Here is a 25,086-nt window from a genome sequence, read left to right as displayed (position 1 = left end):
GACGACTCCTGACTATTTGCTGCTGCCTGCCAGCAGGCCCTTGATGAAGTGGCGCTGCACCAGCAGGAAGACGATGACGGTGGGAACGGTGGCGATCGTGCAGGCGGCCATGAGCTGGCCCCACAGGTCGAAACCGCTGGCGGTCTGGGCGCCGGTGACGTTGGTGGCGAGGTTGGCCAGCAGCACCGAGACGGTCTGCCGGTTCTCGTCGTTGACCGCCACGATCGGCCAGACCAGGTCGTTGTAGACGTTGAAGAAGGTGAGCACGGCCAGCGCCGCGAGCCCCGGCCGGATCACGGGCACCACGACCGACCAGAACGTGCGCAGCACCGACGCCCCGTCGATGGCCGCGGCGTCCAGCATCTCGTCGGGCACCTGGCTGATGACCTGGCGCATGTAGAACACGCTGAAGGCGTCCACCGCGCCGGGCAGGATCAGTGCCTGGTACGTGTTGACCCAGCCGAGCTGCTTCATCTCCAGCAGCAGCGGGATGACCAGGGCCAGGGTGGGCAGCATCAGCGTGAGCAGCACCAGCCCGAACAACAACTCCTTGAACCGGAAGCGGTACTTGGCGAAGCCGTACCCGGCCAGCGGGCAGAACACCAGGGTCAGAGCGCTCTTGGCGATCACGACCAGGGCCGTGTTGCCCAGCGCCTGGCCGATCGGCACCACCTCGAACATCGCCTTGAAGTTGTTCAGCGTGAACGGCCCCGCCCCCAGCGGGTCGTTCAGGATGCTCGCCCCCGGCTTGAACGCCGAGACGACCATCCACCAGATCGGATAGAGGAAGACCACGACGGCCGCGGCCAGCAGCACGTATCCACCGCCGCGGCGTACCAGGCTCACTTCGACTCCCGGAACACGCGCACCGCCGCGACCGACAGTGCCAGCACCATGACGACCAGCAGGAACGTATTGGCCGCCCCGGTGCCGAGGTCGGAGGCGCCGATGTGCTGGAACAGGTACAGGCCGCTGGTGGTGCTGCTGTTGTACGGGCCTCCGTCCGTCAGCACGTACGGCTCCAGGAACATCTGCGAGATTCCCAGCGTGGAGATGACCATGAAGAACGCGATGGCGTGACGCATCAGCGGCACGGTGATCCTCCAGAAGGTGGTGAACGGCCCCGCCCCGTCCAGCGCGGCCGCCTCGTAGACCTCGCCGGGGATGCTCTGGATGGCGGCCAGCATGACGATGAGCGCGAACCCGCTGGATTTCCACAGCACCAGCAGGGCGATCGTCACCTTGGACCACTCGGTCGAGGTCAGCCACTCCACGGACGGCAGTCCGGCCAGCCCGAGCAGGTAGTTGGCCACTCCGTAGTCCCGGTCGAAGATCAGGATGAAGGCCTGGGCCATGGCCGCGAGCGGCGTCACGTACGGGATGATCACCGCCGTCCGCAGCAGCCCCTTGAACCGGAGCCCGGCCCGGGAAAGCGCGCCCGCCGCGGCGATGGCGCCGACTGTCTGCAACGGCACGATCAGCAGCCAGATGACGACCGTGTTGCCCAGCGCCGCCCAGAAGTCGGGATTGGTCAGCAGGTAGGAGTAGTTGCCCAGGCCGGCCCACCGATACGTCGCGCCGCCGTGCCAGTCGAGGAAGCTGAGCTGGAAGGCGTAGTAGAGCGGGTAGGCGGTGAAGGCCGCGAAGAACACGAGGAACGGGGAGACCAGCAGCAGCCCTCGCCACCCCGTACGTGGCCCGCGCCGGCCCTGGGGCGTGCGGGCGGCGGACGCGTGCCGGGCCACCACCCGGTTCGCCAGTATCGACACGGCCGGTCAGTTCCTGTCGATCAGGTTCTTCTTGATGTCGGCCGTGGACTTGGCGATCACCTCGTCGACCGACATCTTGCCGTCCATCAGGCGCTGGATGTTGGCGCCCAGGTACTTGGCCGCCTGGCCGTACCAGGTGGGAGCCGTGTAGCCGGGCGGGATCTCCAGCGCCGCCTTGGTACTGATCGCCCAGTTGTCCACGCCGCCGAGCTGCGGCAGCTTGTCCACCAGGGGTTTGGCCGGGTCGAGCGCCGACCTGACCGAGGGAACCACCGTGTTGAGCCCGGTCGGGTAGACCGAGTTCTTGGAGAACACCGTCCGGTACCCCTCGGGCCGGTAGACGGCGAACTCGTAGAACAGCCAGGCCAGCTCGGGGCTCTTCGCCTTGGCCGGGATGACAAAGGAACTGCCGCCCATCAGCCCGCTGCGGGAGCCGCCGGTGGACCAGGCGGGCAGGTTGGTCATGCGCCACTGGCCGGTCGTCTTCTTCAGGCCCGACTGCGGGATGAAGATGAACCACTGCGCCCACGGGACCAGCGAGATGATCCCCTCGTCGAGCATGGTGATCTGGGCGGTGCTGGCGAACTTCTGGCGAGCGCCCAGCCCTTCGTCCACGACGGTCTTGATCCAGGTCAGCGCCCGGCGGGAGGGCTCGCCCTCCAGCGTCAGGTTGCCGGAGGGGTCCACCAGGCCGTGTCCCTGCTGCTGGTTCAGGAACATCGTGTACCACATCATGCCCAGGGTGTTGTCCTGCTCCAGCGGGATCGGCTTCGCCTTGGGGTTCTTGGCCTTGATCGCGCGGGCGGCGCCCAGTAGCGCGTCGTAGTCGGTCAGAGAGGCAGGGTCGACGCCGGCGCTTTTGACGATCTCGTCGTTGTAGTAGAGCAGTCCCGGGTCGGTGTCCCAGGGGACGCCGACGAGCCGGCCGTTATGGGTGAGGACGTCGAGCTTGAACTGGACGGTGTCGGCGCGGTACTTGCTCATCAGCGCGGTCAGGTCGTACAGACGGTCGGCGTGCTGGCCGATCTGGTCGTCCTCCCAGAACGACCCGTCCGGCAGGCCGACGCCGCTGACCAGGGCCGGAGGGAGCTTGGTGGCGATGTCCACGCCCTTGAGATTCACCTTGACGTTGGGGTATTCGGCGTTGAAGGCCGGGACCACGGTTCGGAAGACCTTCAGCAGGTCGTCGTCGCGCATCCACAGGGTGACCTCGCCGCTGGCCTGCGCGGCCGACGGGGCGGCCGAGGATCCGAGCACGGCGGGCTTTTCTGACTCCACGGGCACGCCGCAGGCGGCCAGCGTGCCGGCCGCGGCCAGCCCTCCCATGCCTCGGAGGACGTCGCGGCGAGTAGGCGATGTTAGCGCTACCAAATGGTGCGAGCGGACCATGGTCTCTCCTTGGGTCCGGATGATGCCGAAGATGTGGGGACGGCCGAGTGCCTCCGATTGTTAACGATGCCATTCTGATGCGTCAAGGATTGATTTCCCCTTGTACACGGGATAGAACTGCGAATGTTATCGTTGCCATTGATCCGCTGGCTGGCCGCTGTCTACCGGCGCAGGGTTGCTCAGACCAGAGCCCACCTAGCCGTGGCGAGGGCGGCGTGACGGGCGAGCGACGGGCGCAGCGCTATGCCCACCGGATCGGGCTGGCCGCTGCTGGAGCTGCTGGTCGAGGGCTCCCGCGCCGACGTGCTCGCGTGCCAGAGTCGAACTTACGTTCGCACCCCCGCCAAGGCAGGGTGCGCTGACCGGAGAGACGATGCATGGGCGTCACATAGGCCCCATCCGATCGCCCCGATCGAGTGCGTCGCCTTGCCGGGCGGGATCTTGCCGCTGGGATGCTATGAGCGCTTGTGGGGTTGGTGGGTTGATCCACAGGGGTCGGTCAGCGCGGACGCGCGGATCGTCAGGATGGCCGCCTGCTCATGGTCGCCGGGCCGGTCGCGGCGCCTGAGGGTGGTGGCCAGCTCGCGGGCGCTCGCCGCGGCGAAGGGACGCAGTCCGGCCTCCTCATTGCGCCGCAGCGCCGCTCCGAGATGGTCGGCCGCGCCGTCCAGGTCGCCGTATGCCCTGGCCAGCAGGCCGATGTGGTGTCCGGCGAATCCGGCGAACGTGATCCCCGTGCCGCCGATCACGATCCGGTCCGCGTAGGGCACCAGGTGCGTGAGCAGGTCGTACGCGGCGTCCGCCGGACCCAGCTCGGACCAGAGCTCCGCGCGGATCGCCTGGTGGGTCAGCCATAGGTAGTCCATCGGCACCTCCGGCTGCTGCCGCCACGCGCCGAGCGCGGACCGCGCCTGATCGGCCCGGCCCGAACGCAGGAGTGCCAGCGCGTGCCACTCGTGCAGCAGGGCGAGACCGGTGGCGGCGGCGGACTCGGCCAGCAGCGGCTCGATCGCCGGCAATGTGCCTCGGGCCAGGTTCAGCGTCGCCGTCAGGGCGATCGGGACCTCGGCGGCGCCGGCGACGGTGGTGCCCGCGTGGAACTCGTGAGCCTTCGCGATCGCCCGTTCAGCCTCGGCGAACCGGCCGCGGGCGATGTCGGCCACCGCTCCGGCCCAGTCGAGCGCGACCAGCGCCGGGGCGAGCGCGTACGTCTGTGCCAGCTCCCGAGCACGCCGGTAGTCGTGCAGTCCCGCGGCGATGTCACCCTGCTCGATCTGGTCTCGCCCGCGGAACACCAGCGCGCGGGCGAGGGCGGCCGGATCGTCTGCGGAGTCGGGCAGGCCGGCCAGGTCGGCGAGCTCGCGCGCAGCGGACAGCCGTTCGGCCAGCAGCTGGGGCCGCTCGTAGGCGACATGGCGGAGTTCGAGCACGCGAGCCAGGTCGGCCCGGCTGCCGTGGGCCCGAGCCAGGGATTCGGCCTCGGTGGACAGGGCCACGACGCGGCCGGTGGTGTCCGTACCGTAGTAGAGCTCCGCCGCGAGAGCGGCGAGTAGCCGTGCCCGTAGCGCCTGGTGTCCCGGGGGAAGCTCCCGGACCAGCCGCTCGAACAGCGTAACGCCCGAGACGTCCACCACCCGGTACTCGCGCCAGCTCCAGACGGCGTCGGCGGTGGTCGCGACCGCGGCCCGCGCTGCCGCGACGACGTCCCCGCCCGCGAGGGCCACCTCGGCCGCCTCGCGCGTGGCCTCCCACGCCTGCCGATCGTAGCCCGCGCGCCTGCGGGCCAGCGCGAGGCCGATGAGCATGTCGTACCGGTCGGTGGCAGTGGCGGTGGGGTCTCGGGTCAGCGCGGTCAACGCGGCCTCCTGCAGGCGGGCGGCCTCCGCGGGAGCGGGCTGCCGCGCCGCGAGCGCCGACGCCCGCAACGCGTGAGTCCAGGCGGCGCGGGCGTGCCCGGCCCCGGCCAGGCCGTGGTGGTGGGCGAGCTCGGCGGAGCGCGTCTCGCCCGCCGCGCCGGACCGCTCCTCGATCACCTTGGCGATCGCCGCGTGCAGCCGGCGGCGCTCACCCGGCGGCAGCCGCACGTAGACGGCCTCCCGGACCAGGCCATGCGTGAACCGGTGGCGCGTACCGTCCGCCACGATCAAGCCCGCCAGCAGGGCGGCTTCGGTGGCGTTCATCGCGGCGTCCGCGGTCAGCCCCGAGGCCGCCTCGACGAGATCGACATCGAACGTCGGTCCCCACGCCGCGGCCGTCGCCAGCAGGGTGTCCGCGTCGTCGGGCAGCCGGGAGATCCGCCGCCGCACGACGTCCTGCACCCCGTCAGGCACCTTCAGCGCACGCACGGCGCCCGGTGTGGTGAGGAGGCGTTCGTCCGCAAGCAGCCGCACAAGCTCCCCGAGAAAGAAGGGATTGCCGTTCGTGCGTTCCCCCAACGCCGCGGAGACTTCGTCCGCGATTTCCACGCCGTGCCGGAGCCGGACATAGGCCCGTACCCCCGCCTGGTCCAGCCCGCGCAGACCGGCCCGGACGAGGCCGGCGCGGGTGAGCTCGGCCAGTGTCTCGGCCAGCTCCCGCGTGTGGTCGGCCTGGGCGTCGCGGCTGGTCAGGAGCAGCACGACCGGCAGGTCGGCGAGCATCGCGCCGAGCCGGCGGGCCAGGTTCAGCGTGTCCCCGTCCGCCCAGTGCAAGTCGTCGAGCACCAGCAGGGTCGGTCCCGCGTCACGCAGCAGCGCGGCCGCGGCCTCGGCCAGCCGGAAGGCCGCCATCTCGACGCCCGTCGCCGTCATGGTGGCAGCCGGATCGTCGTCGGAGCCGGGCAGCAGGGCCGCCAGGGCCGGTAGCCGGGCCGCCGGCCCGGCGGCGCGCAGGAGCGGGCCCAGGGCTTGCGACCACGGCCACAGGGCGGGAGCCCCCACGGCTTCCTCGCATCGTCCCCATCCGGTATGTAAGCCCATCGCGGTGGCGGTCGCGGTGAGGGCGCGGGCCAGACCGGTCTTGCCGATGCCTGGTTCCCCAGTCAGCAGCACCACGGTGCCGCGACCGGCGCTCGCGTCGACGAGATAGCCGGTGAGGCGTGCCTGCCACTCCTCCCGGCCGACCAGCCTGGCCGCGTCGGCGCGTGGCCTGGCGTCGGCCGATGTGCCGTATGCCGGTGGCGTGACGGGAGCGGGTCTGGCCTCCAGCGACGGTTCGTGGCGTAGCACCGCCTCCTCGAGCCGTCTCAGCTCCGGACCTGGGTCCACGCCGAGCTCCTCGGCGAGGAGCCGTCTCGCCCGCCGTAGCGCGTCGAGCGCCTCCCCTTGGCGCTGGGACCGGTACAGGGCAACCGCGAGCAGCCCCCAGGCCGCTTCACGGAGCGGCTGTGCGGCCACCAGTTGCTCGATCTCTCCCACCAGCCGGGCGTGGACGCCGAGCGCGAGCTCGGCGCGGAACCGATCCTCCGTGGCCAGCAGCCTGAGCTCGCTGAGCCTGGCGGCCTCGGCGGCCAGGCCGGGCGACGCCACGGCCACGTCGGCGTACGGCTCACCGCGCCAGAGCCCGGCGGCGGTGCGCAGGAGCTCCCGGGCATGCGCGGCGTCGGTCGCGAGGGATTCGTGCGCCGCGCCCGCCAGCGTCTCGAACTCGATGGAGTCGAGCGAGCCGGTCGCGAGGGCGTAGCCGGGCGGACGCGTGATGAGGACCTGGGCGGGGGCGCGGGCTGGACGGTCGGGTTCCAGTGCCCGCCTGAGGTTCGCGACATAGGACTGTACCGAGGTCAGCGCCTTCGGCGGGGCCTCGTCGGCCCACAGCTCGTCGATCAGGCGGCCGACCGAGACGACCCGGCCGCGGGCGGCCAGCAGCAGACCGAGCAGCGCCCGCTGCTTCTGGCCGCCGAGCTGGACCGGGTCCCCGTCGGCATCGAGCACCTCGACCGGACCCAACACCTGATAGCGCACGTCGGTCACGCTACGGCACGCCCCCGCTCGCCGGGAGGTGGCGTCCAAGCCAAAACGGGATGCCTTCCAAGCGGGTGGCCGCAGGCTGTCCTCATCAGAGAGGAAACAGCATGGAACACCAGACCACCGAAGGGCCGCGGCTCCACGGGCCGGGGCTGACCGACGTGCGCATGATGCAGGTCGCGCACTCCAGTTTCCGCCGTGAACTGGGCCTGTCCCCGGCGGCGGTACGCGCCGTCGCCGGGGGAGACCACCGCCGGACCTCGATCGTGGCAGCCCACGTGACCCTGTTTCTGTCGCTGCTGCACCACCACCACAGCGTTGAGGACGATCTGCTGTGGGATGTGTTGCTCGCCCGGGTCCCCGGTGAGCTCGCCCCGCTGGTGCACGTGATGCAGAGCCAGCACGAGCAGGTGGCGGCGCTCTTGGAGCAGGCGCACGAGGCGCTCGGCACCTGGCGCCGGACCGCGTCGGCTTCGGACGGCGAAGCGCTGGCCGGGATCCTGTCCAGCATGTGCGCGGCGCTGTTCGAGCATCTGCACGCCGAGGAGACCCATCTGCTGCCCATCATGGCCCGGCACATCACGGCCGAGGAGTGGGAGGAGTTCACCGCCCGGGGCATGTCCTCGATTCCCCAGCGGCTCATGTTCCTGGGCTTCGGGATGATGCTCTACGAGGGGGATCCCGAGGTGATCGGGATCGAAATGGGCAAGCTTCCCGCGCCGCTGCGCCGGCTGCTGCCGTTGCTCGGCCGCCGCTCGTTCCGGCGCTACGCCCGCCGCGTCCACGGCACCCCCACACCCCCGCGCGGCATCGGCGCCGTCGCCTGAACCAGCACCATTCACTACCAAAAGGAGTACATCATGACGTCGAACACCATCTCCATCACTGCCGCCGACCTCGCCGCCGCCCGAGCGCGGAACGAGGACGTGTGGAACCGCTCCAGCAAGCTGCTGTACGCCGGCCGGATCGACGAGTTCGTCACCTTCTGGTGCGACGACGCCACCTACGAGGCTGCCCTGCCGGTCGCGGGCCTGCCCGCGGTGATCTCCGGGCGTGAGGCGCTGCACGCCGCGTTCACCGGCCTGGTCGCCGGGGCGCGCAGCATCGCCGTGCACGACGTCCTGTTCCACCAGACGGACGACCCCGACGTGGTCATCGTGGAGGAGCGTATGGTCGCCGAACTTGCCGACGGCTACACCTACGAGAACCGGCTCATCATGAGGGTGACCTTCCGGGAGGGCCGGATCGCAGAAATGCTCGAATACTACGGACAGCTCGCACACCAGGACCTGCTGCGCAAGCTCGGGTTCGCGTCCTGATCGCATAGGCGAATTCATGACCGGCGAGGGCGTCCAGCGCAAGCCGGGCACCCGGACCGGGTGGCCGACCGGAGACGTCGCGGCGTAGCAGAAGTGCGGGCATAGACAGCACGCGCCCACAGGGTGCCGGGACGTCCGCGTGACCCGCAGGATCCCATCTCGGTCTTGACGGTCGTCCTGTTTGCGCTAACACTTGCCACCATTCTGGTCCGAGTTAGGCGCTACTCCCAACCTGGCGACGGAACGTCAACGATAACGTTGAGTGGGGTTCTATGAACCAGCTGCGTACGGCACCGCCCGGCACGGTGAGGTTCCTGGCGACGCCGCCGTTGCCTACGACGCCGAGAGCGGCGCACGCGACCCGGCCGCAGGCTGCGGGAAACCGGCGATGAGCCGCCGCCCCCGCGTCCTGGGCCCTGTGGCCGCGCTGCTGCTCGGGGTGCTGCTCGGCGCGGCCCCGACGGTGCCGACGGTGCCGGCGGTCCCGGCTGCCACGGTGGCAGAGGCTGGGCCGCCGGCGCAGCCCTCTCCGGACCCGATCGCCCACGACCCGACCCTCATCAGACAGGGCCGGTACTACTACGAGATCATCACCGGCGACATCGAGACCCGCACCTATCTGCCTATCCGCCGCTCCACCGACCTGGTGCACTGGACGTTCCTCGGAACGGTCTTCACCACACCGCCGGAGTGGGTGGTGGACGAGCTCGGCGTCACGCCGGGCGACTTCTGGGCACCGGACATCACCTACTTCGACGGCGAGTACCACCTCTATTACGCCGCCTCCTCGTTCGGAACGAACAACTCCGTCATCGGTCTGGCCACCAACGCCACCCTCGACCCCGACAGTCCGGACTACCGCTGGGTGGATCGCGGCATGGTGCTGCGCTCGCGCACGTCCGACAACTTCAACGCGATCGACGCCGACGTCACCTTCAACGAGGACGGGGTGCCGTGGTTGTCGTTCGGCTCGTTCTGGGACGGCATCAAGATGCGCCGCCTCGACGCGTCGACGGGCCTGCTGTCGACGGAGGACACGACGCTGTACTCGCTCGCCTCCCGGGGTGGCGCGGCGGTCGAGGGCCCGTCGATCGTCCGCAAGGGAAGGTACTGGTACCTCTTCGCCAGCTTCGACTTCTGCTGCCGTGGCGTCAACTCCGACTACCGCGTCGTCGTCGGCCGATCGACCAGCCTCCACGGACCGTACGTCGACCGCGACGGCGTGCCGCTCCTGCAAGGCGGTGGTACCGAACTGCTGCGCGGCTACAACGGCTTCCAGGGCACCGGGGGCGGGGACGTCCTGCTGCGCCCTGACAAAGGACCAGACCTGTACGTCCACCACTACTACGACGCTGACGACGGCGCGCTGCCCAAGGGCTCGGTCCGGCCGATCTCCTGGGAGGGCGGCTGGCCGCGCCTCGGCGACCCGCTCAGCGGCAACCGCGGCCACGGGCGCGGCCCCGCGTACGTGACGCTGGTGAGCCGCGACGGTGCAGATTCGGTCGACAACCCCACGTGCGGCTACGAGGGTGCGGATATCCGGCTGACAGCCCCAGAGACGGGAGACGCGTGCCGGCAGTGGCGCCTGGAATATCGGGGCGGCGGCTGGTCGAGCATCCTCAACCGGCACAGCAACAAGGTCGCCGAGGTCGCTGCCTGCGCCAACGCGGACGGTGCCCGCGTGGCGCAGTGGGGCTGGCTCGACAACGACTGCCAGAAGTTCCGGTTCCTGCCCACCGACCACGGTTGGTCCCGCATCGAGAACAAGCTGGCCGGGCGCGTGCTCGACGCCTGCGACCGACCGGACGGAGCCGTCCAGACCTTCACCTGGCGCGGGGAAGCCTGCCAGCAGTTCCGCCTCCAGCCGGTCGGCGACCTCCTGATCACCGACCCGGCCAACCGAAAGAGGCTGGGGGACACCTGGCGCTTCGTGCACATCGACGAGGGCTACTACCTGATCGTCGACTCGCGCACGGGCCATCCCCTCGGCGGGCGCGGCTCCGCCTGGTGCATCGAGGTCACGGACGTCGGCACGTATCGCCTGGTCGCTCGCGACGGTGGCACCACCCAAGAGGTGCTCCTGATGACACCCCACTGACCGTGCCACGGCGCGCGGCGCTGCTTGAGCCCCGGCACATGTCCTGGCCCGTAGTACAGCTGTGGGGAGGGTCTGAGTCGTCGGAAAGGGTTCGGACTACTTGTTCCGGGCCTGAACGGGGCATAAACGCTCCTCCAAGCATTCAGTGGAACGATGATGCAATGATCAATTAGGTGTCGGCTGTGCTCCGTGCGTGCTCCAGCGCCCCGACACGCCCCGTCATGGCTCGGCACTGCCGGACACGCAAAGCGTGCGCAGACGGCACGAATTGCCACCAAGTGGCACGCATGCACCAGCCTGTGCACAACATGATCAAGACTCCGGTCGCCGGGGACCTCGCTCCAGGAGACACGCCTGGCCTCTGGTCGCATGCGGCATGTGCTGAGCCGATCTAACCGCCCGCGGAGAGACGTAAGTCGTGCACGCGTTCCCACTGCTGCGCTGTGACGATCTTGGCGGTCGCGTCATCCAGGTCGTAGACGATCGACCACCGGGTGTGGTGCTGAGCGACCCTCCTGAGCAGCTCCATCGCGTCCGTGTCGCCGCCTTCGGCGAGGAGCCGGTAGCGGCGGTCAGCCAGCTTGGCGGCCCGGTCGGCGCCACTCATCGTGATGTTGGTGAGGTAGCGGTCGTCGATGACGTTCATGCGCCCGTTGCCGAACTCGACGACCGAGGACCTGCCCGCCCGGTCCGCGATCAGGTAGTGGAGTTGCGGGCCGCCGGTGAAGTCCAGATTGTAGCGACCCATCAGCTCGATCGCCTCGGGCACGGTCGCGGCCCGGTCGAGCATGAGCCGGATGATCCGCACCCCGCTCACGGTGATGCGTCCCGGGGTGGGCGCGGGCAGTTGCGCGTCGGGCGCCTGGGCCAGGCCGACGACGAGCCCCTTCTCGTTCATGCCGTCGAACGGGGCCATCACCGCGTGCGCCAGCCGCCGCCGGTCCTGGGCGGCGTTCAGGTCCGGCTGGGCCCCCGGCGGGAACAGGTAGGAGACGTCGGCCAGGGAGAGCGAGGCGTAGCCGTCCGGCGGGCGGGTGTGGACGACCATGGCCGGGTTGGGCTGCCAGTCGAAGTTCCTGCCGAATTCGCCGGGGCGGTGGAACAGCGAGCATGCCCAGCCGTCCCCTTTCCTGGCCAGCTCCTCCTCGGTGAGCTGTGCCTCGGCGTCATAGCCGCCGTGGAAGGTCATTTCGTAGAGCGGCAGATCGTCCAGCCGGCGCATGCTGGCCGCCGTACGGGCGATCTGGTCCTCCGTCTGCCTGAGTACCCCTCGGGGGGCTGCTGAGGAGGGCGTCGGCGGCGCCGCTGCGGGCGCGCACGCGACCGTCGCCGCCAGGAGCAGGGCCGATAAAATCGCCACGGCAGGGGTCCGCATTTTTGTATTGTCCCTTCCGGCATCCGCCGTGTCACCCGTCGATCAAGGCCTCACCCGTGCTTGGGCGAGGTCGGAAAGTTCTGGAGTTCGCGGTGGCGCGGCACGCTGATCCGCCTCCACCGCATTCAGGCGGTGCACCGACTCTCTCGTGGCGGTCTTGCGGGCCGCCGGGTCGGACCGTGTCCGCGTTCTCACGAGTCGCGAGTGCCACGGCGCTTGCGGCGGAGTGCCGCTCGGTCGGCGGGAGTGTGTGGCCGGCGCGTGGCCGTGTCTGCCCGCTCTACGCCCTCCACCCCCACTGCTGCTGCTTCGTCGGCGAGCCATTGGGCCAGGGAACGGATCGTGGGGTGGGCGTAGAGCGTGGTGAGCGGGATACGCCTGCCCAGGGACTGTTCGAGGTGGTGCTGGATCTTGGCCATGAGGAGTGAGTGGCCGCCGGCGTCGAAGAAGCTCTGGTCCCAGTCGAGCGCCGGCACTCCGAGGGCGGCTTGCCAGGCTGCGGTGACGTGCTCGGCCAGCGGGGCGATCGGGCCCGTGAGCCGCGGGCCCTCGGCCGGGGTCTGGTGGCCGGGCGGGGCGGGGAGCGCGTCGGTGTCCACCTTGCCGGTGGGTGTCAGGGGGAGCGAGTCCACCTCCACGAAGGCCGACGGCAGCATGAAATCAGGAAGCACCAGCTCGAGGCCGCGGCGCAGCGCGGTCGTGTCGATCGCGTCGCCGAGAACGTAGGCCATGATCCGCCGCTCGCCGTGGATCTCGCGGGTCGTCACGGCGGACCTGGAGACCCCGGGCAGTTCGGCGAGAGCCGCCTCTACCTCGCCCAGCTCGACGCGGTGGCCACGGATTTTCAGCTGCCTGTCGAGCCGGCCGAGGTAGGCGATACGACCGTCGGGGAGTCTGCGGCCCAGGTCGCCTGTGCGGTAGTAGCGGGTGCCGTCCGGGTCGCGGCCGAACCTGGCCTGGTCTCGTTCCGAAGCGCCCAGGTAGCTCGCGAGGAAGGCGCTTCGGATGACGATCTCACCCTCCTCGGGGCCCTCCAAGCCCCTCGAAAGACCTCGCGAAGAATCCTTCGAGTCTCCCGGGACCTGCGAGGGTTCCGCGTAACTGCCGTCCAGGACGATCTCTGTCCCGTCAAGGGGGAGGCCGATGGGCACCACCGCGGCTCCGGTGCCCCTGCCTGCCGCCAGGTCCGCCGACGTCAGGTGGTTCTGCACCGCGAAGGAGATCTCGGTGGCGCCGTACCCGTTGACGAACACGCAGTCCTCGGCGAAGTGCCTGCGGAAGCGGTCGAGGTCGTCGTGGACGACCTCCTCACCGCCGAGCAGGACGACCCGCACGTCGGCCAGGACGTCCTGCGGCGACAGCGAGTCGAGCAGGTATCGGTAGACGGTCGGGGTGGAGTGGTAGATGGTGACACCCCGCTCCGAGAGCACCTCGGCCAGGTGGGCCAGCCCGTGCTCGCGGAGGTCGACTGGCACGACCGCGGCCCCGTTGAGCAGGGCGGAGAAGCTGTCGGTCACCGCCATGTCGTAGCTGAAGGAGGAGACCACGCTGAGCCGGTCGGACGGCTGGATGCGCAGGTTGGCGGTGTGCGTCCTGATCTGGAACATCACCCCCCGATGCGTCTGCACCACGCCCTTCGGCCGGCCCGTCGACCCCGAGGTGAACAGGATGTACGCCGGCGAATCCGGGTCCACGGTGACCGGCTGGAATTCGGGGGCCGGAGGCAGGGACGTGACGTCCACGATGTCGCCGGCTCCTGGGAGCAGATCCTTGTGCTCGGGCAGGGCGAGTAGCAGGTCGGGTTCGGCCAGCTCGGCCATGCGTGCCAGCCGTACATGCGGGTAGCCGGGGTCGAGCGGGACGTAGGTCGCGCCGGCGGTGAGCGTGCCGAGGATGCCGGCCAGCATGCGGGGACCGTGGCCGAGTAGCAGCCCGACGCGCGTGACCCCCTGCACGGCCGCCGCGACGGCGCGCACCTCCTCCGCCAGTTCGGCGTAGGTGAGCGCGCCGTCGTCGCCGAGCACAGCCGTGCGCCCTGGATGCTCCGCCACCACGGCCCAGAAGCGGGCTGCGATCGACTCGCCGAGCACCTGCTACCTCCCCCTCGACAGCCGCGGAATGGTCGTGGCCGGGGCCTCCGCCTGCCGCTCCGCCCTGAGCTGCTCGACCCTGGCCGCCATCTGCCGCACCGTGGGCGCCTCGAACAGGGTGCGCATCGGGAGCCGTACCCCGGCCACCGACCGCGCCTGCGCGATGAGCTGGACGGCGACCAGGGAGTTGCCGCCGAGGTCGAAGAAGTCGTCGTCGGCACCGACCTCGGACACGCCGAGGATCTCGCCCCACACCTTCGCCAGCGCGGCCTCGAGCTCCCCTTCGGGCGCGACGAAGTCCTCCTGGCGTTCCGGGACGTGTGACTCCAGGTTCTCCCTGGTCAGGCGCTCCCGCCTGGTGATCTCGTCGAGCGAGGTCGCGCTGACGGCGATCTGCGGGCCCAGGTCCGCGGCCAGGACGCGGACGAACGCCTCGGCGCCCTGGGCAGGCGCGATTCCGGTCGCGGTGGAGCCGGGGCCGCCCACCGCCAGCGAACCGGTGACCGCCTCGGCGTCGATGCGGCGCAGGACGAACTCCTCGATTTCGACGAGCACGGCCCCCGACTCGTCGAGCAGGGTGAGATCCGCCGTGACGACTTCACCGCCGCCGCCGTCGCCCCTCCGGCGGAGATGGCTGTAGAAGCGGGCGGGCAGGGCCGACCTGACGAGCAGGCGCCCGTAGCTGAGCGGGAGGTAGGCGCCGGTCCCTCTGCCGCTGCCGAAGGAGGTGGCGACGTCGAGTAGTGCCGGGTGCAGCCCCCAGCGGTCCACCTCCGCCGCGACCTGCTCGGTCCCCTCGACGAGCGCGAGCTCCTCGTCATCGCCGAGCCAGATCAGCTCCGGTGATCGCCAGCGCGGGCCGAAGGTCAGCACGCCGCCGTGTTCCTCGCCCTGGGCGGTGATCGCGCGCAGCCTGCTCTTCACCGCGGTGAGGTCCGTGGACGCGGCAGGCTCGGGCCGGATCCAGGCTGCCGCACCCTGGGTGTGCCTGCGACCGCCTGCCCGCACCTCGAAGGAGGAGTCGTCGGAGAACGCCACGGTGAGCTGGGCGGTCGTCCCGTCGGGCACCGCGAGAGGCTCGAGGAAGACCACGTCGCGAAGCTCGACCGCGTGTCCGTCGCCGGGGGAGGGTACGGCCGCCGCGAATGCGGCCCGCGCGCACTCCAGCTGCCCGGTGGCCGGCAGCACGGGCACGTCGCCGATGCGGTGCTCGTCCAGCACCCAGTGCGTGGCCGCGGCGAGCGGTCCGGAGCACTCGGCTCCGGTACGGCCGCGCACGACGGGATGGTCGACGGCGATGGTCGCCGCGCTCGCGGACAGGCCGGCAGCGGGTGCGGCGGCCGCGGCCATGCCGACCTCGAGCCAGGCGCCCCAGTTGATGCTGATCACGCGGGTCCGGTGCGCGGTCCTGGCGTAGGCGTCCAGGAAGGCGTTGGCCGCGCAGTAGTCGACCTGGCCGAATCCGCCGCTGATCGCGGTCACCGACGAGCACAGGGCGACGAAGTCCAGGTCGAGGTCGCCGAAGGCCTGCCACAGTGCGACCGTTCCTGCGAGCTTGGGATCGAGTACGGCCTGCGCCGCGGCGCGCTCCTTGATCTCGGCCATGCCACCGCCCGGCAGGCCTGCCGCGTGGACGATGCCGTGCAGCGCGCCGTGCGCGGCGAGCGTCTTATCCCTGATCTGGCGCAGCCGTACCGGGTCGGTGACGTCGGCGGCCACCACCGTCACCTGGCCGCCTGCCTGCTCGATTCGTGCGATGGTGGCCGCGGCCCTGGGCGTGACGTTGCCGCTCCTGCCGAGCAGCACCAGCCGGGCCCTGAGCCGGGTGCCGAGGTGCTCGGCAAGGGTGAGGCCGATGCCGCCCAGGCCACCGGTGATCAGGTAGACGCCCTCCTGCCTGAGCCCGGAACCCTCACCGCCGTCCGGCAGGCGGACCTGCTGGAACTCCTTGACCCAGCGCCGCCCGCCGCGCAGGGCGAGCACGTCGCCAGGGGCGTCCCTGCGCAGCTCGGCCAGGACGGTCCTCGCTGGGGTGCCGGTGGGCTCGAGGTCGAGGTGGCGCACGCGCAGGCCCTGGACCTCCAGCGGCACCACCCGGGCGATTCCGGCGACCGTGGCGTGCTCTGGTCTGGTCAGATCGCCCCCGAGGACGTCCTCGGTGCCGGCGGTGATGATGTCCAGCTCGACGCCGTCGGCGGCCTGCGCGGCGGTCAGCGCCTGGACGAGGCAGAGCAGGCTGAACAGGCCGTGCTCCTGCGCCTGTGCCAGGGAGCCGAGGTCCGTGCCCGCGGGCTCGCCGTCCAGCGCCCACGCGTGCAGCACGCGACTCGGCATCCCGCCGTTCTCGGCCAGCGCGGCCACAAGGGCGTCGTAGTCGGAACGCTCGCTCGGCCGCACGGTTATCGGCTCGGGAACTGCGCCCCCTTCGTCGTGGCCGGCGGAGAACTCTCCGCCCGGGCGGACCTCGATCACCTCGCCGCCGGCCGCTCTGATGGCGGAGACCAGCTCCGTGCCCCGCTCACCGGCCACGAAGGCCAGGCACCTGGTGATCGGCTCGCCGGGGTCCGGGGGTGTCACCTGCCGCCAGGTGGGGATCTCGAACCAGTCCTCGAGGGCCCGTGGCCCGGCGGCCCGCTTCGGCTCGGGCGCCCTGCCCTCACCTGGCGGGATGAACCGGTACTTGCGCTCGTACGGATAGCCGGGCAGCGGCACCCTCCGGCCGGTCATCTGCGGTTCGACCGGCACGCCCGCGGTCCACAGTCGGCCGGCCGTGCCGTACAGGAGCGAGAGGTTGCCGGTGCTCTCACCGGGAGCGGGCAGGCTGGGGAGCGGCGGCAGCGCGCCCTTGGAGACCGCCTCACGCATCTGCATGCGCGCAAGACCGGCCAGTTGCTTGCCCGGGCCGCATTCCACCAGCGCCCACGCGCCGTCGGCCAGCAGGCGGGCCACGCAGTCGGCGAAGCGCACCGGCCGCCGTATGTGCGCGGCCCAGTAGCCGGGATCGGTCGCCTGCTCCGCGGTGATCCAGTCACCGGTCACGTTCGACAGGAACGGCAGGCTCGGCGCCCGGCGCGGAACGCCCGCCACGAGGCTTTCGAACTCGGCCAGGATCGGGTCCATCATCGGCGAGTGGAAGGCGTGCGAGGTGCGCAGCAGGGTGGACTTGACGCCCTGACCCGCGAGGCGTTCAGCGAACGCCGAGATCGCCTCGGACGTCCCCGCCACCACGCACGTCCCCGGTCCGTTCACCGTGGCGATGCTCACCCCGTCGGTGAGCATCGCGGCGACATCCTTCTCGTCCTTCGCCACGGCCAGCATCGAGCCAGTGGGGAGCGACTGCATGAGGCGTCCGCGGGCGGCCACCAGGCGCAGCGCGTCGGGCAGGGCGAAGACTCGGGCGAGCGTGGCGGCGACGTACTCGCCGACGGAGTGGCCGATCATCGCGGCCGGCCTGGCGCCCCACTCCTGCCAGAGCCTGGCCAGCGCGTACTCGACGGTGAACAGCGCGGGCTGGGTGAGGCGGGTCTCGCGCAGCCTGTCGTCGCCGCCCTCGGTGAACAGCAGGGGCCTGATGTCCTCGCCCAGCTCGGCCTGGAGGATCTTGGCGCACTCGTCGACGGCGGCGGCGAACGCCGGCTCGGCGGCATAGAGCTCGGCGCCCATGCCGGCGTACTGCGAGCCCTGGCCGGAGAACAGGAACGCCACCTTGGGCGCGGTGCCGCTCGCCGTACCGGTGTGGCAGCGCTTGCGGTCGCCCAGCGCGGCCACGGCATCCGCCAGGTCACCGGCGACCACCGCCGCACGGTGGGTGTGGTCGGCCCGGCCCGCCCGCAGCGTATACGCCACGTCGGAGAGGCTGAGGTCGGGCTGCCCGGCGAGGAACTCGGCGAGCTGGGCACGCATGGTCTGCAGCGCGCTCTCGGTGCGGGCGGACAGCCAGAGCGGCAGCGGCCCGCCGGTGGCGGGCAGGCCGGCGGGCACGGCCTCCGTCGGCGGCGCTTCCTGGAGGATCACGTGGGCGTTGGTGCCGCCGATGCCGAACGAGCTCACCGCAGCCCGCCTGGGACGCGCTCCCGCGTCCCATTTCGACGGGGTGGACACGACATAGAAAGGGCTGGTGTCGAAGTCGATCTCCGGGTTGGGCCGTTCGAAGTTGATGGTCGGCGGGATCACGCCGCGCTCCATCGCCAGCACGGTCTTGATCACGCCGACGACGCCGGAGGCCTGGCTGAGGTGACCGAGGTTGGACTTCACCGAGCCGATGCCGCACCAGCCCCTGTCGCCCGTGTCGCGCTGGTAGACCTCGCTGAGCGCGGCCACCTCGATCGGGTCGCCGAGGGCGGTGCCGGTGCCGTGCGCCTCCACGTACCCGATCGTGCGCGGGTCCACTCCCGCCACACCGAGCGCCTCGGCCACCACCTCGGTTTGCCCCGCGTGGCTCGGCGCGGAGAAGCCGATCTTGTTGCTGCCGTCGTTGTTGATCGCGTTGCCGAGCACGACCGCGCGGATGTGGTCACCGTCGGCCAGCGCGTCCTCCAGCCGCTTGACCACGAGCACACCGACACCGCTGCCCCAGATGGTGCCGTCGGCGCGGGCGTCGAACGGTCTGACGTGCCCGTCGGACGAGGTGAAGCCGTCCATGGCCGGGTACCCGATCCCGTGCGGCAGCTCGACGCACACGCCACCGGCCAACGCCATGTCGCATTCGCCGCCGCGCAGCGCCTCGCAGGCGAGGTGAAGCGCCACCAGCGAGGAGGAGCATGCGGTGGTGACGGTCATCGCGGGGCCGCGCAGGTTCAGCCGGTAGGAGACCGTGGTGGCGACGTAGTCGATGTTGTTGCCGATGGACATGCCGAGCTTGAGCGCCTCGCTGTCCAGGTCGGGGTTGGTCTGCAGGTTCAGCCATTGGTACTGGCTGGGGCCGGAGCCGGCGTAGACCCCGATGGCGCCGTCGTAGCGGCCGGGATCGTAACCGGCGTCCTGGAGCGCCGCATGCGACTGCTCGAGGAAGACCCGCTGCTGCGGATCGGCCAGTTCCGCCTCGCGCGCGCTCATGCCGAAGAACTCGTTGTCGACATGCTCCATGTCGATCATGACGGGCGCGGCCCTCACGAACATCGGGTTGTCGAGCTGAGCCTGCGTGGCCCCCCGAGCGCGCTGCTCGTCGTCGGTGAAGAACGTCACCGACTCCACGCCGTCGATCAGGTTGCGCCAGAACTGGTCGAGATCGTTGGCACCGGGCACGCGGGCGCTCATGCCGATGATGGCGATGGGTTCCGAAGGGAGCGGAGCTCCCGAGGTAATAAGAGCCGCGCCCGCGTCCTCGTACATGGCGTCCTGCGACAACTCTGTCACTGTCTCCTCCTGCGCTTGTCCCGCAGCTGGCGGCGTGCACCCGCACGCCGATCGGCTCGGCTCAGTTCTGGGTGCCCGGACGCGCCGTCGAGGTGAGCGGCCAGGGCACGCACGGTCGGGTAGCGGAACAGCTCGACGACCGTGGTCTGGCGCCCGGTCAGCGCGGCCAGCCGGTCTCGGATCACGACGACGGCCATTGACGTGCCGCCCACGTCGAAGAAGTTGTCGGTCGCGCTCACCTCGCTACGGCCGAGCACGTCGCACCAGATCCCGGTGAGCAGCCGCTCGGTGTCGGTCGCCGGCTCGCTGTGCCCGCTCTCCGTCGCCGGCGCGCTCTCGACCGGCTCGTCGGCAATGCCTTCCGCCAGCGCCTCCGCGCCGGGGAGCGCGAAGGACTCCACGGGACTGGCGGGATCGGCGACGGCCGCGCCGAGCAGGGTCGTGTACGCGGCGAGCAGCGCGTCGATCCGCTCCGCCGTGTACAGGTCGGTGTTGTAGACGATGTCCACCGCGTAGCGGCCCTCGCGCTCCACCACGTAGACGGTCAGGTCGAAGGGGGAACCCGCAGGCGCCGTGCCGATGCCCGTCGAGCTCAGCCCGGGCAGGCGGAGCCGCGACTCGGGGAAGTTGTAGACGTTGAACAGCACCTGCACCAGCGGGGCCCGGCCGGGTTCCCGCGGCAGCGCAAGGGTGTCGACGATGTACTCAATCGTGGCGGAGGGCCTGGCCAGGGCGTTGATGACCGCGTCGGCGCAATCGCGAACGCGTTCGGCCAAGCCGGCCCCCTCCGCCGCCCGCAGCCTGATCGGCACGATGTCGACGAAGAAGCCGACGAGGTCGTGGAATGCCTCGTGCCTGCGGTCCGCCGCCGGAGTGCCGACGACGATGTCGGCGCGCCCGGTGATGCGGCGCACGAGCTCGGCGAAGGCGGCGAGCAGCACGCTCGGGGAAGTGGTCCCCACCCGGGTGGCGAGGTCGCGGATCGCGGCAGTGGTCGCCTGCGAGAGCGCGGCGGTGGCCAGCGCGCCCGCATAGGTCTGTACGGCCGGCCTTGGACGGTCCCGCGGCAGGTCCAGAACCGTCGGCGCATCCTCCAGGTGGTCGGCCCACCAGGCCAGGTCGGCCTTGCCGCGCCTCCCGTCACGCCTGGCCCGCCACGCCGCGTAGTCCGCGAACCGGGCGGGCCGTTCAGGCAGGGGCTCGTCCGCATAGGCGCGGGCGAGGTCCTCCAGGAAGGGCCGCTGCGACCAGCCGTCGAACACCGCATGGTGAAAGGTCACCGACAGCACGTGGTCCCGTGGCCCGAGCCGGAACAGCTGAGCCCGCCAGAGCGGGCCTCTGGCCAGCTGGAACCGATGGGCCGCCGCCGCGGCGAGCCGCTCGTGGAGCTCGCTCTCGCTCGCGACGTCCTCGACGTCCAGCGACACCGGTCCGATCGGGTCGACCTCCACGCGAGGGACACCGCCGGCGTCCGGCACTCGCCAGCGCAGCACGTCGTGGTGTTCGACCACGGCCGTCAGCGCGCGCTCGAGCGCGGCCACGTCCAGGGGCCCTAGCAGCCGCTCGGCGATCCCGATGTTGTAGGCGACGCTGCCGGGCGCGAGCCGGTCCAGGAACCACAGCCGTCGCTGCGCGGCCGTCAGGGCGGGCGGGCTGCCCGCAGGCAGGTCATCGGTCACCGGCGGGGCCTCGGTGAGCAGGCCGGCGAGAGCCCCCAGCGTGCGGGCGGCGTAGACGTCCTCCACCGTGACTTCTCGGCCGATCGCCGACCGCAGGCCGCTGACCAGGCGCATGGCGCTGATGGAGTGGCCGCCGCAGGCGAAGAAGTCGTCCTCGAGACCGGGTTCCAGGCCCAGCACCCGCGACCAGACCTCGGCCACGTCGCGCTCCAGCGGCGTGCCCGGACGCGCGCCGCGGCCGGTGGCGGGGCTGGTGAGCAGCGCACGCAGCGCGGCGCCGTCCACCTTCCCCGACGCCGATGTGGGCAGGCTCGGGAGGAATAGCACCTGGGCCGGTACCATCACGTCGGGCAGCCGCTCGGCGCAGTACTCCCGTACCTGCTCCGGTCGAGGCTCCTCGCCGAGCGGGGTGCAGAAGGCCACGAGGCTGGTCCCCGCCGGGGCTTGGACCGCCTCGACCACGGCGTGCCCGATCCGCGGATGTCCCCGCAGGACGGTCTCCACCTCGCCGATCTCCACCCGCTGCCCGCGGATCTTGAGCTGCCCGTCGCTCCTGCCCAGGAAGAGCAGCTCGCCGTCGGGCTGCAGGACGGCAAGGTCGCCGGTCCGGTAGAGCCTGGCGCCCGGCTCGCCGCCGAACGGGTCGGGGACGAATCGTTCGGCGGTCATCCCAGGCTGCCGGAGGTAGCCGCGGGCCAGGCCGGGGCCGCCGATCAGCAGCTCGCCCGGCACGCCGGCCGGCACCTCCCGCAGCTCCTCGTCCACGAGATGGACGCGATGGGCGGGCATTGCCCTGCCGATCGGCAGGGGACGGTCCCATCGCCCCGTTGCCTCGAACGCCGTGACCGCCACCGTGGTCTCGGTGGGACCGTAGTAGTGGAGGAACCTGCGTCCGCCGGTGGTCCACCGCTCCACCTGCTCGGGCCCGGGCGCCTCGGCTCCGGTGATGAGGGTCCGCCATGCGGGCAGGCCTTCGGGGTCCAGCAAAGGCAGCAGCGAGACGGGAAGGCAACCCCACGAGATCTCGTGCTCGGCGCAGAACCGCTGCAGCCGCACCGGGTCGTGCCTGTCGGACTCGTCGGCGAGCATGACGACGCCGCCCGCGGCCAGCGGGACGAAGATGTCCTGCACCGACACGTCGAAGACGAGCGAGGCGAAGGCCAAGGCGCGGGTGTGCTCGTCCACGCCGGTGGACTCGATGACGTAGCGCACGTACTCGCACGCGCTGAGATGGCTGACCACGACGCCCTTCGGCACCCCCGTGGAGCCCGAGGTGTGCAGCACGTAGGCGGTGTTTCCGGAGAGCGCGGGTCCGGGGCCTTCCGGTGCGGCCGCCGGGCCGTCGACCAGGACGAGTCGCACGTCCATTCCCTCGAACAGGTCCGCCGTGTACTCGTCGACCACCACGATGCCGAGGCCTGCCCCCTCGACGATCTGCTCCCTGCGCGCGGCGGGGGCATCGGGGTCGAGCGGTACGTACGCGCCGCCTGCCACCATGACACCGACGATCCCGGCCACCATGGTCGGCTTCCGCCGTAGGCATACCCCTACCAGCCGCTCAGGGCCTACCTCCGGCAACCGCGCTGCCAGCCCGCCCGCCATGGTGGCGAGCTCGCCGTAGGTCAGCACGTCCTGCCGCTGCCGTACGGCGGGCGCCTGCGGGCGCCGCGCGGCTTGAGCGAGCACCAAGTCCGCCAGAGTCATCCCGTGCCTCCGTGAAGGGGGTCGACCATCTGCATCCGCAACTCCGTGAAGTAACGGCGACCCGCCGCGTCGGGCAGCCAGGCCTGGTCGGGGGTGGGCAGCATCTCCGAAACCACCAGCTGCACGTCCCGCCCGGCGGCCAGGCGGGCGGCATGGACCATGGAGCACAGCAGGTCGCAGTAGACCGGGCTGGTGAGATCGACGTACGTCGGCTTGATCTCGGTGCTCAGCTTGACGAAGACCCGATCGGGCAGTCCGAGCCGCTGCCGCCACCCGCGCACCGCCAGATACCTGGCCCGCTCTCCCTCGACGTCGGCCAAGCCTGTGGCGTCGACCGTGGTCCGCCACGTCCTGCGGGCCACGACCAGCCGATCGATGGTGATCCTCGGGCTGTGCCCGTGCCGGTCCGCGCCGCCCAGCTTGAAGCCGTCGACGGCGTGCATCGACACCAGCTGGGAGAAGACCTCGATCAGCGGCCAGGACCGCCCGTCGGAGGCAGTGGCGACCAGGCCCGCGCCCTCCTCGGTCACCAGCATCCCCGCCGCCGGCAGCAGCCGATCCGGATCGGTGCCCGGCGCGGCGGTCCACCCGAGATCCCAGTCCGTGGGGTGGATGAGCGAGTGGGACATCCGGCCCGTGTAGCGCGGCCAGTCGACGGGGTACAGGGGCCTGATCCGCCGCGGGCCGATATCGGCGGTCAGCGCGTCGCGCAGCGCGCCCGGGTCGGGATGGGCGAGGGTGAGGACCGAACAGTCGAACGTCGCCCAGGCCGCGTGCATCTCGCCCATGACGACCAGGTAGTCGCCGCGGTTCACCGCCTCGACACTCTCGGCGCAGATCTGCAGATCAGGGCTGTGCAGCCGGCCGGCGGACCAGCCGGGGCGGGCAGCGGCGAAGGTCTTTGAGGCGGACAGCTCCCGCGCGGTGAAGGTCAGCTCCGCCGTGCCCGGTGCCACGTCGGCCAGGCCGAAGAGCTCCGACCAGCGGCGCGCGAACTCCTCGGCGATAGCGTCGACGGGCCTGGGGCCCGCGCCGAACATCATGCCCTGCGCCAGGAACCACAGGTCCGACAGGCGCACCGGCCCGTCGGCGCGCAACTCCTCGAACAGCTCACGCAGCGCCTGGCCGTATGCGTGAGCCAGCTCGGCGGTCAGCCAGCGGGCGGCGCCGAGCATCAGCTCCAGCGGACCGGCGATGCCCTCGAGCAGCGACTCGCCGAAGGTCACCCGGACGTCCCTGGTGGTGTCCTCGTAGACCAGGCCGCGTGCGGCGTAGGTCTGGCCCGCCCTGCGCTCGCCGGCGGTACCCGTGATCTCGGTGAACTCGGCGCTCAGCGCGTCCAGCGCGGCGTCGAGCGCCTCCGGGTCGCCCGCCGAGCGCGCCACCCGGTCCCTGGCGGCGCCGAGCCTGCCGAAACTCGCCATCGCCCGCTCGCGCGCGCCAGGATCCTCGATCCCCGCCAGCAGTTCGCCCAGCCGCTCCTCGGCGTGCTCTGACTGCGGCACGTCGCCTCGCCAGGACAGCACGCCGCGTTCGGCCAGCCGTTCCAGCAGCAGATAGGCATCCTCCTCGGTGCGGATGCCCGCCTGGCCGAGCACGTCGGCGACCACGTCTGACGCCCTGCGTTTGCCGTCGCACCGGGACAGCAACGCCGCCTCGGCCGCCGACACGGGCAACGGCGGCTGGGCGGGACGCCGTATCAGCCGGCCCTCCAGCGTGAGATGTGGCTGGAGGGCGGGAGGCAGCGAGCGGCGGATCAGGGGATCGTCCGCCAGCACCTCCATGTAGGAGCGCAGCGCCCAGTCCTCGAAGCGCACCCGACGGTCGCTCAACAGTCCCCGGCCGGGTGCGGCGGTCACTGTCGGCCCGTCCTGCGTGCACTTCACCCAGGTCACCGGGCCGAAGAAGCCAACGGTCTCGTTCTTGGCGCAGTACCGCTGCCAGTACTTGGCCACGATCCGCTCGCGCTTGCGCCTGCGGGAGTCGCGCTTCTGCGTCGGGCCGCCGCGCACCAGGGCGTCGAGCGAGACGAGGACACCCCGGTTCTGCCAGGTGATCGCCTCGCGGAACATCGGGTCGGCGGCGATGCCGCCCAGCTCCCTGGCGCTCTCGTGCACGGCCTGCTCCAGCGCCTTGTCGAAAACCTCCGCACCGATCTCGCCCGCCAGCAACGCGTCGGCGGCCGCCGCGCACGCGGGGGCGGAGAGCCTGTCGAGGCCGTCGGCGGGGAAGCCGGTACTGCGTAACACCGCCTCGCGCCACACCGACCAGCCGGTGGCGCCGAGCGGCATGCGGTGACCACTGTGTTCGCTCATGCGCCCTCCTTCGTCGGTCGCATGAGCGAACAGGATCGGCTGTGTTTGTTTG

General features: G+C 71.1%; 12 protein-coding genes. 3 read left to right on the top strand and 9 right to left on the bottom strand.

The genetic code is table 11. The features are described from left to right. Positions 1 to 12: 12 nt before the first annotated feature. The 4 genes from Q9G87_RS08550 to Q9G87_RS08535 form a co-directional block, all read right to left on the bottom strand. Positions 13 to 846 (bottom strand): carbohydrate ABC transporter permease, encoded by an 834-nt coding sequence (locus Q9G87_RS08550; protein WP_305915665.1) that lies wholly within the window; start codon positions 844 to 846, stop codon positions 13 to 15. Next, positions 843 to 1,769 carry a carbohydrate ABC transporter permease gene (locus Q9G87_RS08545; RefSeq protein WP_305915664.1) on the bottom strand — a complete coding sequence of 309 codons (927 nt, stop codon included), beginning with the start codon at positions 1,767 to 1,769 and terminating at the stop codon, positions 843 to 845. The genes Q9G87_RS08550 and Q9G87_RS08545 overlap by 4 nt, the downstream gene beginning before the upstream one ends. A gap of 6 nt (positions 1,770 to 1,775) precedes the next feature. Then, a complete protein-coding gene (locus Q9G87_RS08540) occupies positions 1,776 to 3,095 on the bottom strand; it encodes an ABC transporter substrate-binding protein (protein WP_305915663.1) in 1,320 nt (439 codons plus the stop codon). 518 nt (positions 3,096 to 3,613) lie between these two features. Then, complete coding sequence (locus Q9G87_RS08535) at positions 3,614 to 7,096, bottom strand: ATP-binding protein (protein ID WP_305915662.1); 3,483 nt, start codon at positions 7,094 to 7,096, stop codon at positions 3,614 to 3,616. Between the two features lie 110 nt (positions 7,097 to 7,206). On the opposite strand from Q9G87_RS08535, the gene Q9G87_RS08530 reads away from it, so the two are divergent. The 3 genes from Q9G87_RS08530 to Q9G87_RS08520 all read left to right on the top strand — a co-directional run bounded on the left by Q9G87_RS08530 (position 7,207) and on the right by Q9G87_RS08520 (position 10,516). Further along, complete coding sequence (locus tag Q9G87_RS08530; protein WP_305915661.1) at positions 7,207 to 7,926, top strand: hemerythrin domain-containing protein; 720 nt, start codon at positions 7,207 to 7,209, stop codon at positions 7,924 to 7,926. A gap of 33 nt (positions 7,927 to 7,959) precedes the next feature. Then, entirely contained in the window at positions 7,960 to 8,418 is a 459-nt protein-coding gene (locus Q9G87_RS08525; RefSeq protein WP_305915660.1) for a nuclear transport factor 2 family protein, read from the top strand. A gap of 262 nt (positions 8,419 to 8,680) precedes the next feature. Then, positions 8,681 to 10,516 carry a family 43 glycosylhydrolase gene (locus tag Q9G87_RS08520; RefSeq protein WP_305915659.1) on the top strand — a complete coding sequence of 612 codons (1,836 nt, stop codon included), beginning with the start codon at positions 8,681 to 8,683 and terminating at the stop codon, positions 10,514 to 10,516. A 391-nt stretch (positions 10,517 to 10,907) separates the two neighbouring features. Here Q9G87_RS08520 and Q9G87_RS08515 read toward each other — a convergent pair whose 3' ends face one another. The 5 genes from Q9G87_RS08515 to Q9G87_RS08495 all read right to left on the bottom strand — a co-directional run bounded on the left by Q9G87_RS08515 (position 10,908) and on the right by Q9G87_RS08495 (position 25,034). Next, the gene (locus tag Q9G87_RS08515) at positions 10,908 to 11,891 is read right to left on the bottom strand and encodes a linear amide C-N hydrolase (RefSeq protein WP_305915658.1); all 984 of its coding nucleotides are present in this window, start codon (positions 11,889 to 11,891) and stop codon (positions 10,908 to 10,910) included. Between the two features lie 191 nt (positions 11,892 to 12,082). Next, on the bottom strand, positions 12,083 to 13,981 hold the full coding sequence (locus tag Q9G87_RS08510) for a non-ribosomal peptide synthetase (RefSeq protein WP_305915657.1): 1,899 nt from the start codon (positions 13,979 to 13,981) through the stop codon (positions 12,083 to 12,085). Positions 13,982 to 13,984: 3 nt separating this feature from the next. Further along, entirely contained in the window at positions 13,985 to 19,336 is a 5,352-nt protein-coding gene (locus Q9G87_RS08505) for a type I polyketide synthase (protein ID WP_305915656.1), read from the bottom strand. Beyond that, complete coding sequence (locus Q9G87_RS08500; RefSeq protein ID WP_305915655.1) at positions 19,333 to 22,719, bottom strand: amino acid adenylation domain-containing protein; 3,387 nt, start codon at positions 22,717 to 22,719, stop codon at positions 19,333 to 19,335. The genes Q9G87_RS08505 and Q9G87_RS08500 overlap by 4 nt, the downstream gene beginning before the upstream one ends. Then, a complete protein-coding gene (locus tag Q9G87_RS08495) occupies positions 22,716 to 25,034 on the bottom strand; it encodes a lantibiotic dehydratase (protein WP_305915654.1) in 2,319 nt (772 codons plus the stop codon). Before Q9G87_RS08495 ends, Q9G87_RS08500 begins: the two co-directional genes overlap by 4 nt. Positions 25,035 to 25,086 lie beyond the last annotated feature (52 nt).

The organism is Nonomuraea turcica (assembly GCF_030718205.1).
GTDB lineage: Bacteria > Actinomycetota > Actinomycetes > Streptosporangiales > Streptosporangiaceae > Nonomuraea.
The sequence above is the reverse complement of the archived record's forward strand: the minus strand, read 5'-3'. Positions and strand labels throughout refer to the sequence as shown.

Coding starts and splice junctions, on each gene's coding strand:
- Q9G87_RS08540 (WP_305915663.1), bottom strand. CDS start 3,095: ATGGGAGGGCTGGCCGCGGCCGGCACGCTGGCCGCCTGCGGCGTGCCC.
- Q9G87_RS08530 (WP_305915661.1), top strand. CDS start 7,207: ATGGAACACCAGACCACCGAAGGGCCGCGGCTCCACGGGCCGGGGCTG.
- Q9G87_RS08525 (WP_305915660.1), top strand. CDS start 7,960: ATGACGTCGAACACCATCTCCATCACTGCCGCCGACCTCGCCGCCGCC.
- Q9G87_RS08515 (WP_305915658.1), bottom strand. CDS start 11,891: ATGCGGACCCCTGCCGTGGCGATTTTATCGGCCCTGCTCCTGGCGGCG.
- Q9G87_RS08500 (WP_305915655.1), bottom strand. CDS start 22,719: ATGACTCTGGCGGACTTGGTGCTCGCTCAAGCCGCGCGGCGCCCGCAG.
- Q9G87_RS08495 (WP_305915654.1), bottom strand. CDS start 25,034: ATGAGCGAACACAGTGGTCACCGCATGCCGCTCGGCGCCACCGGCTGG.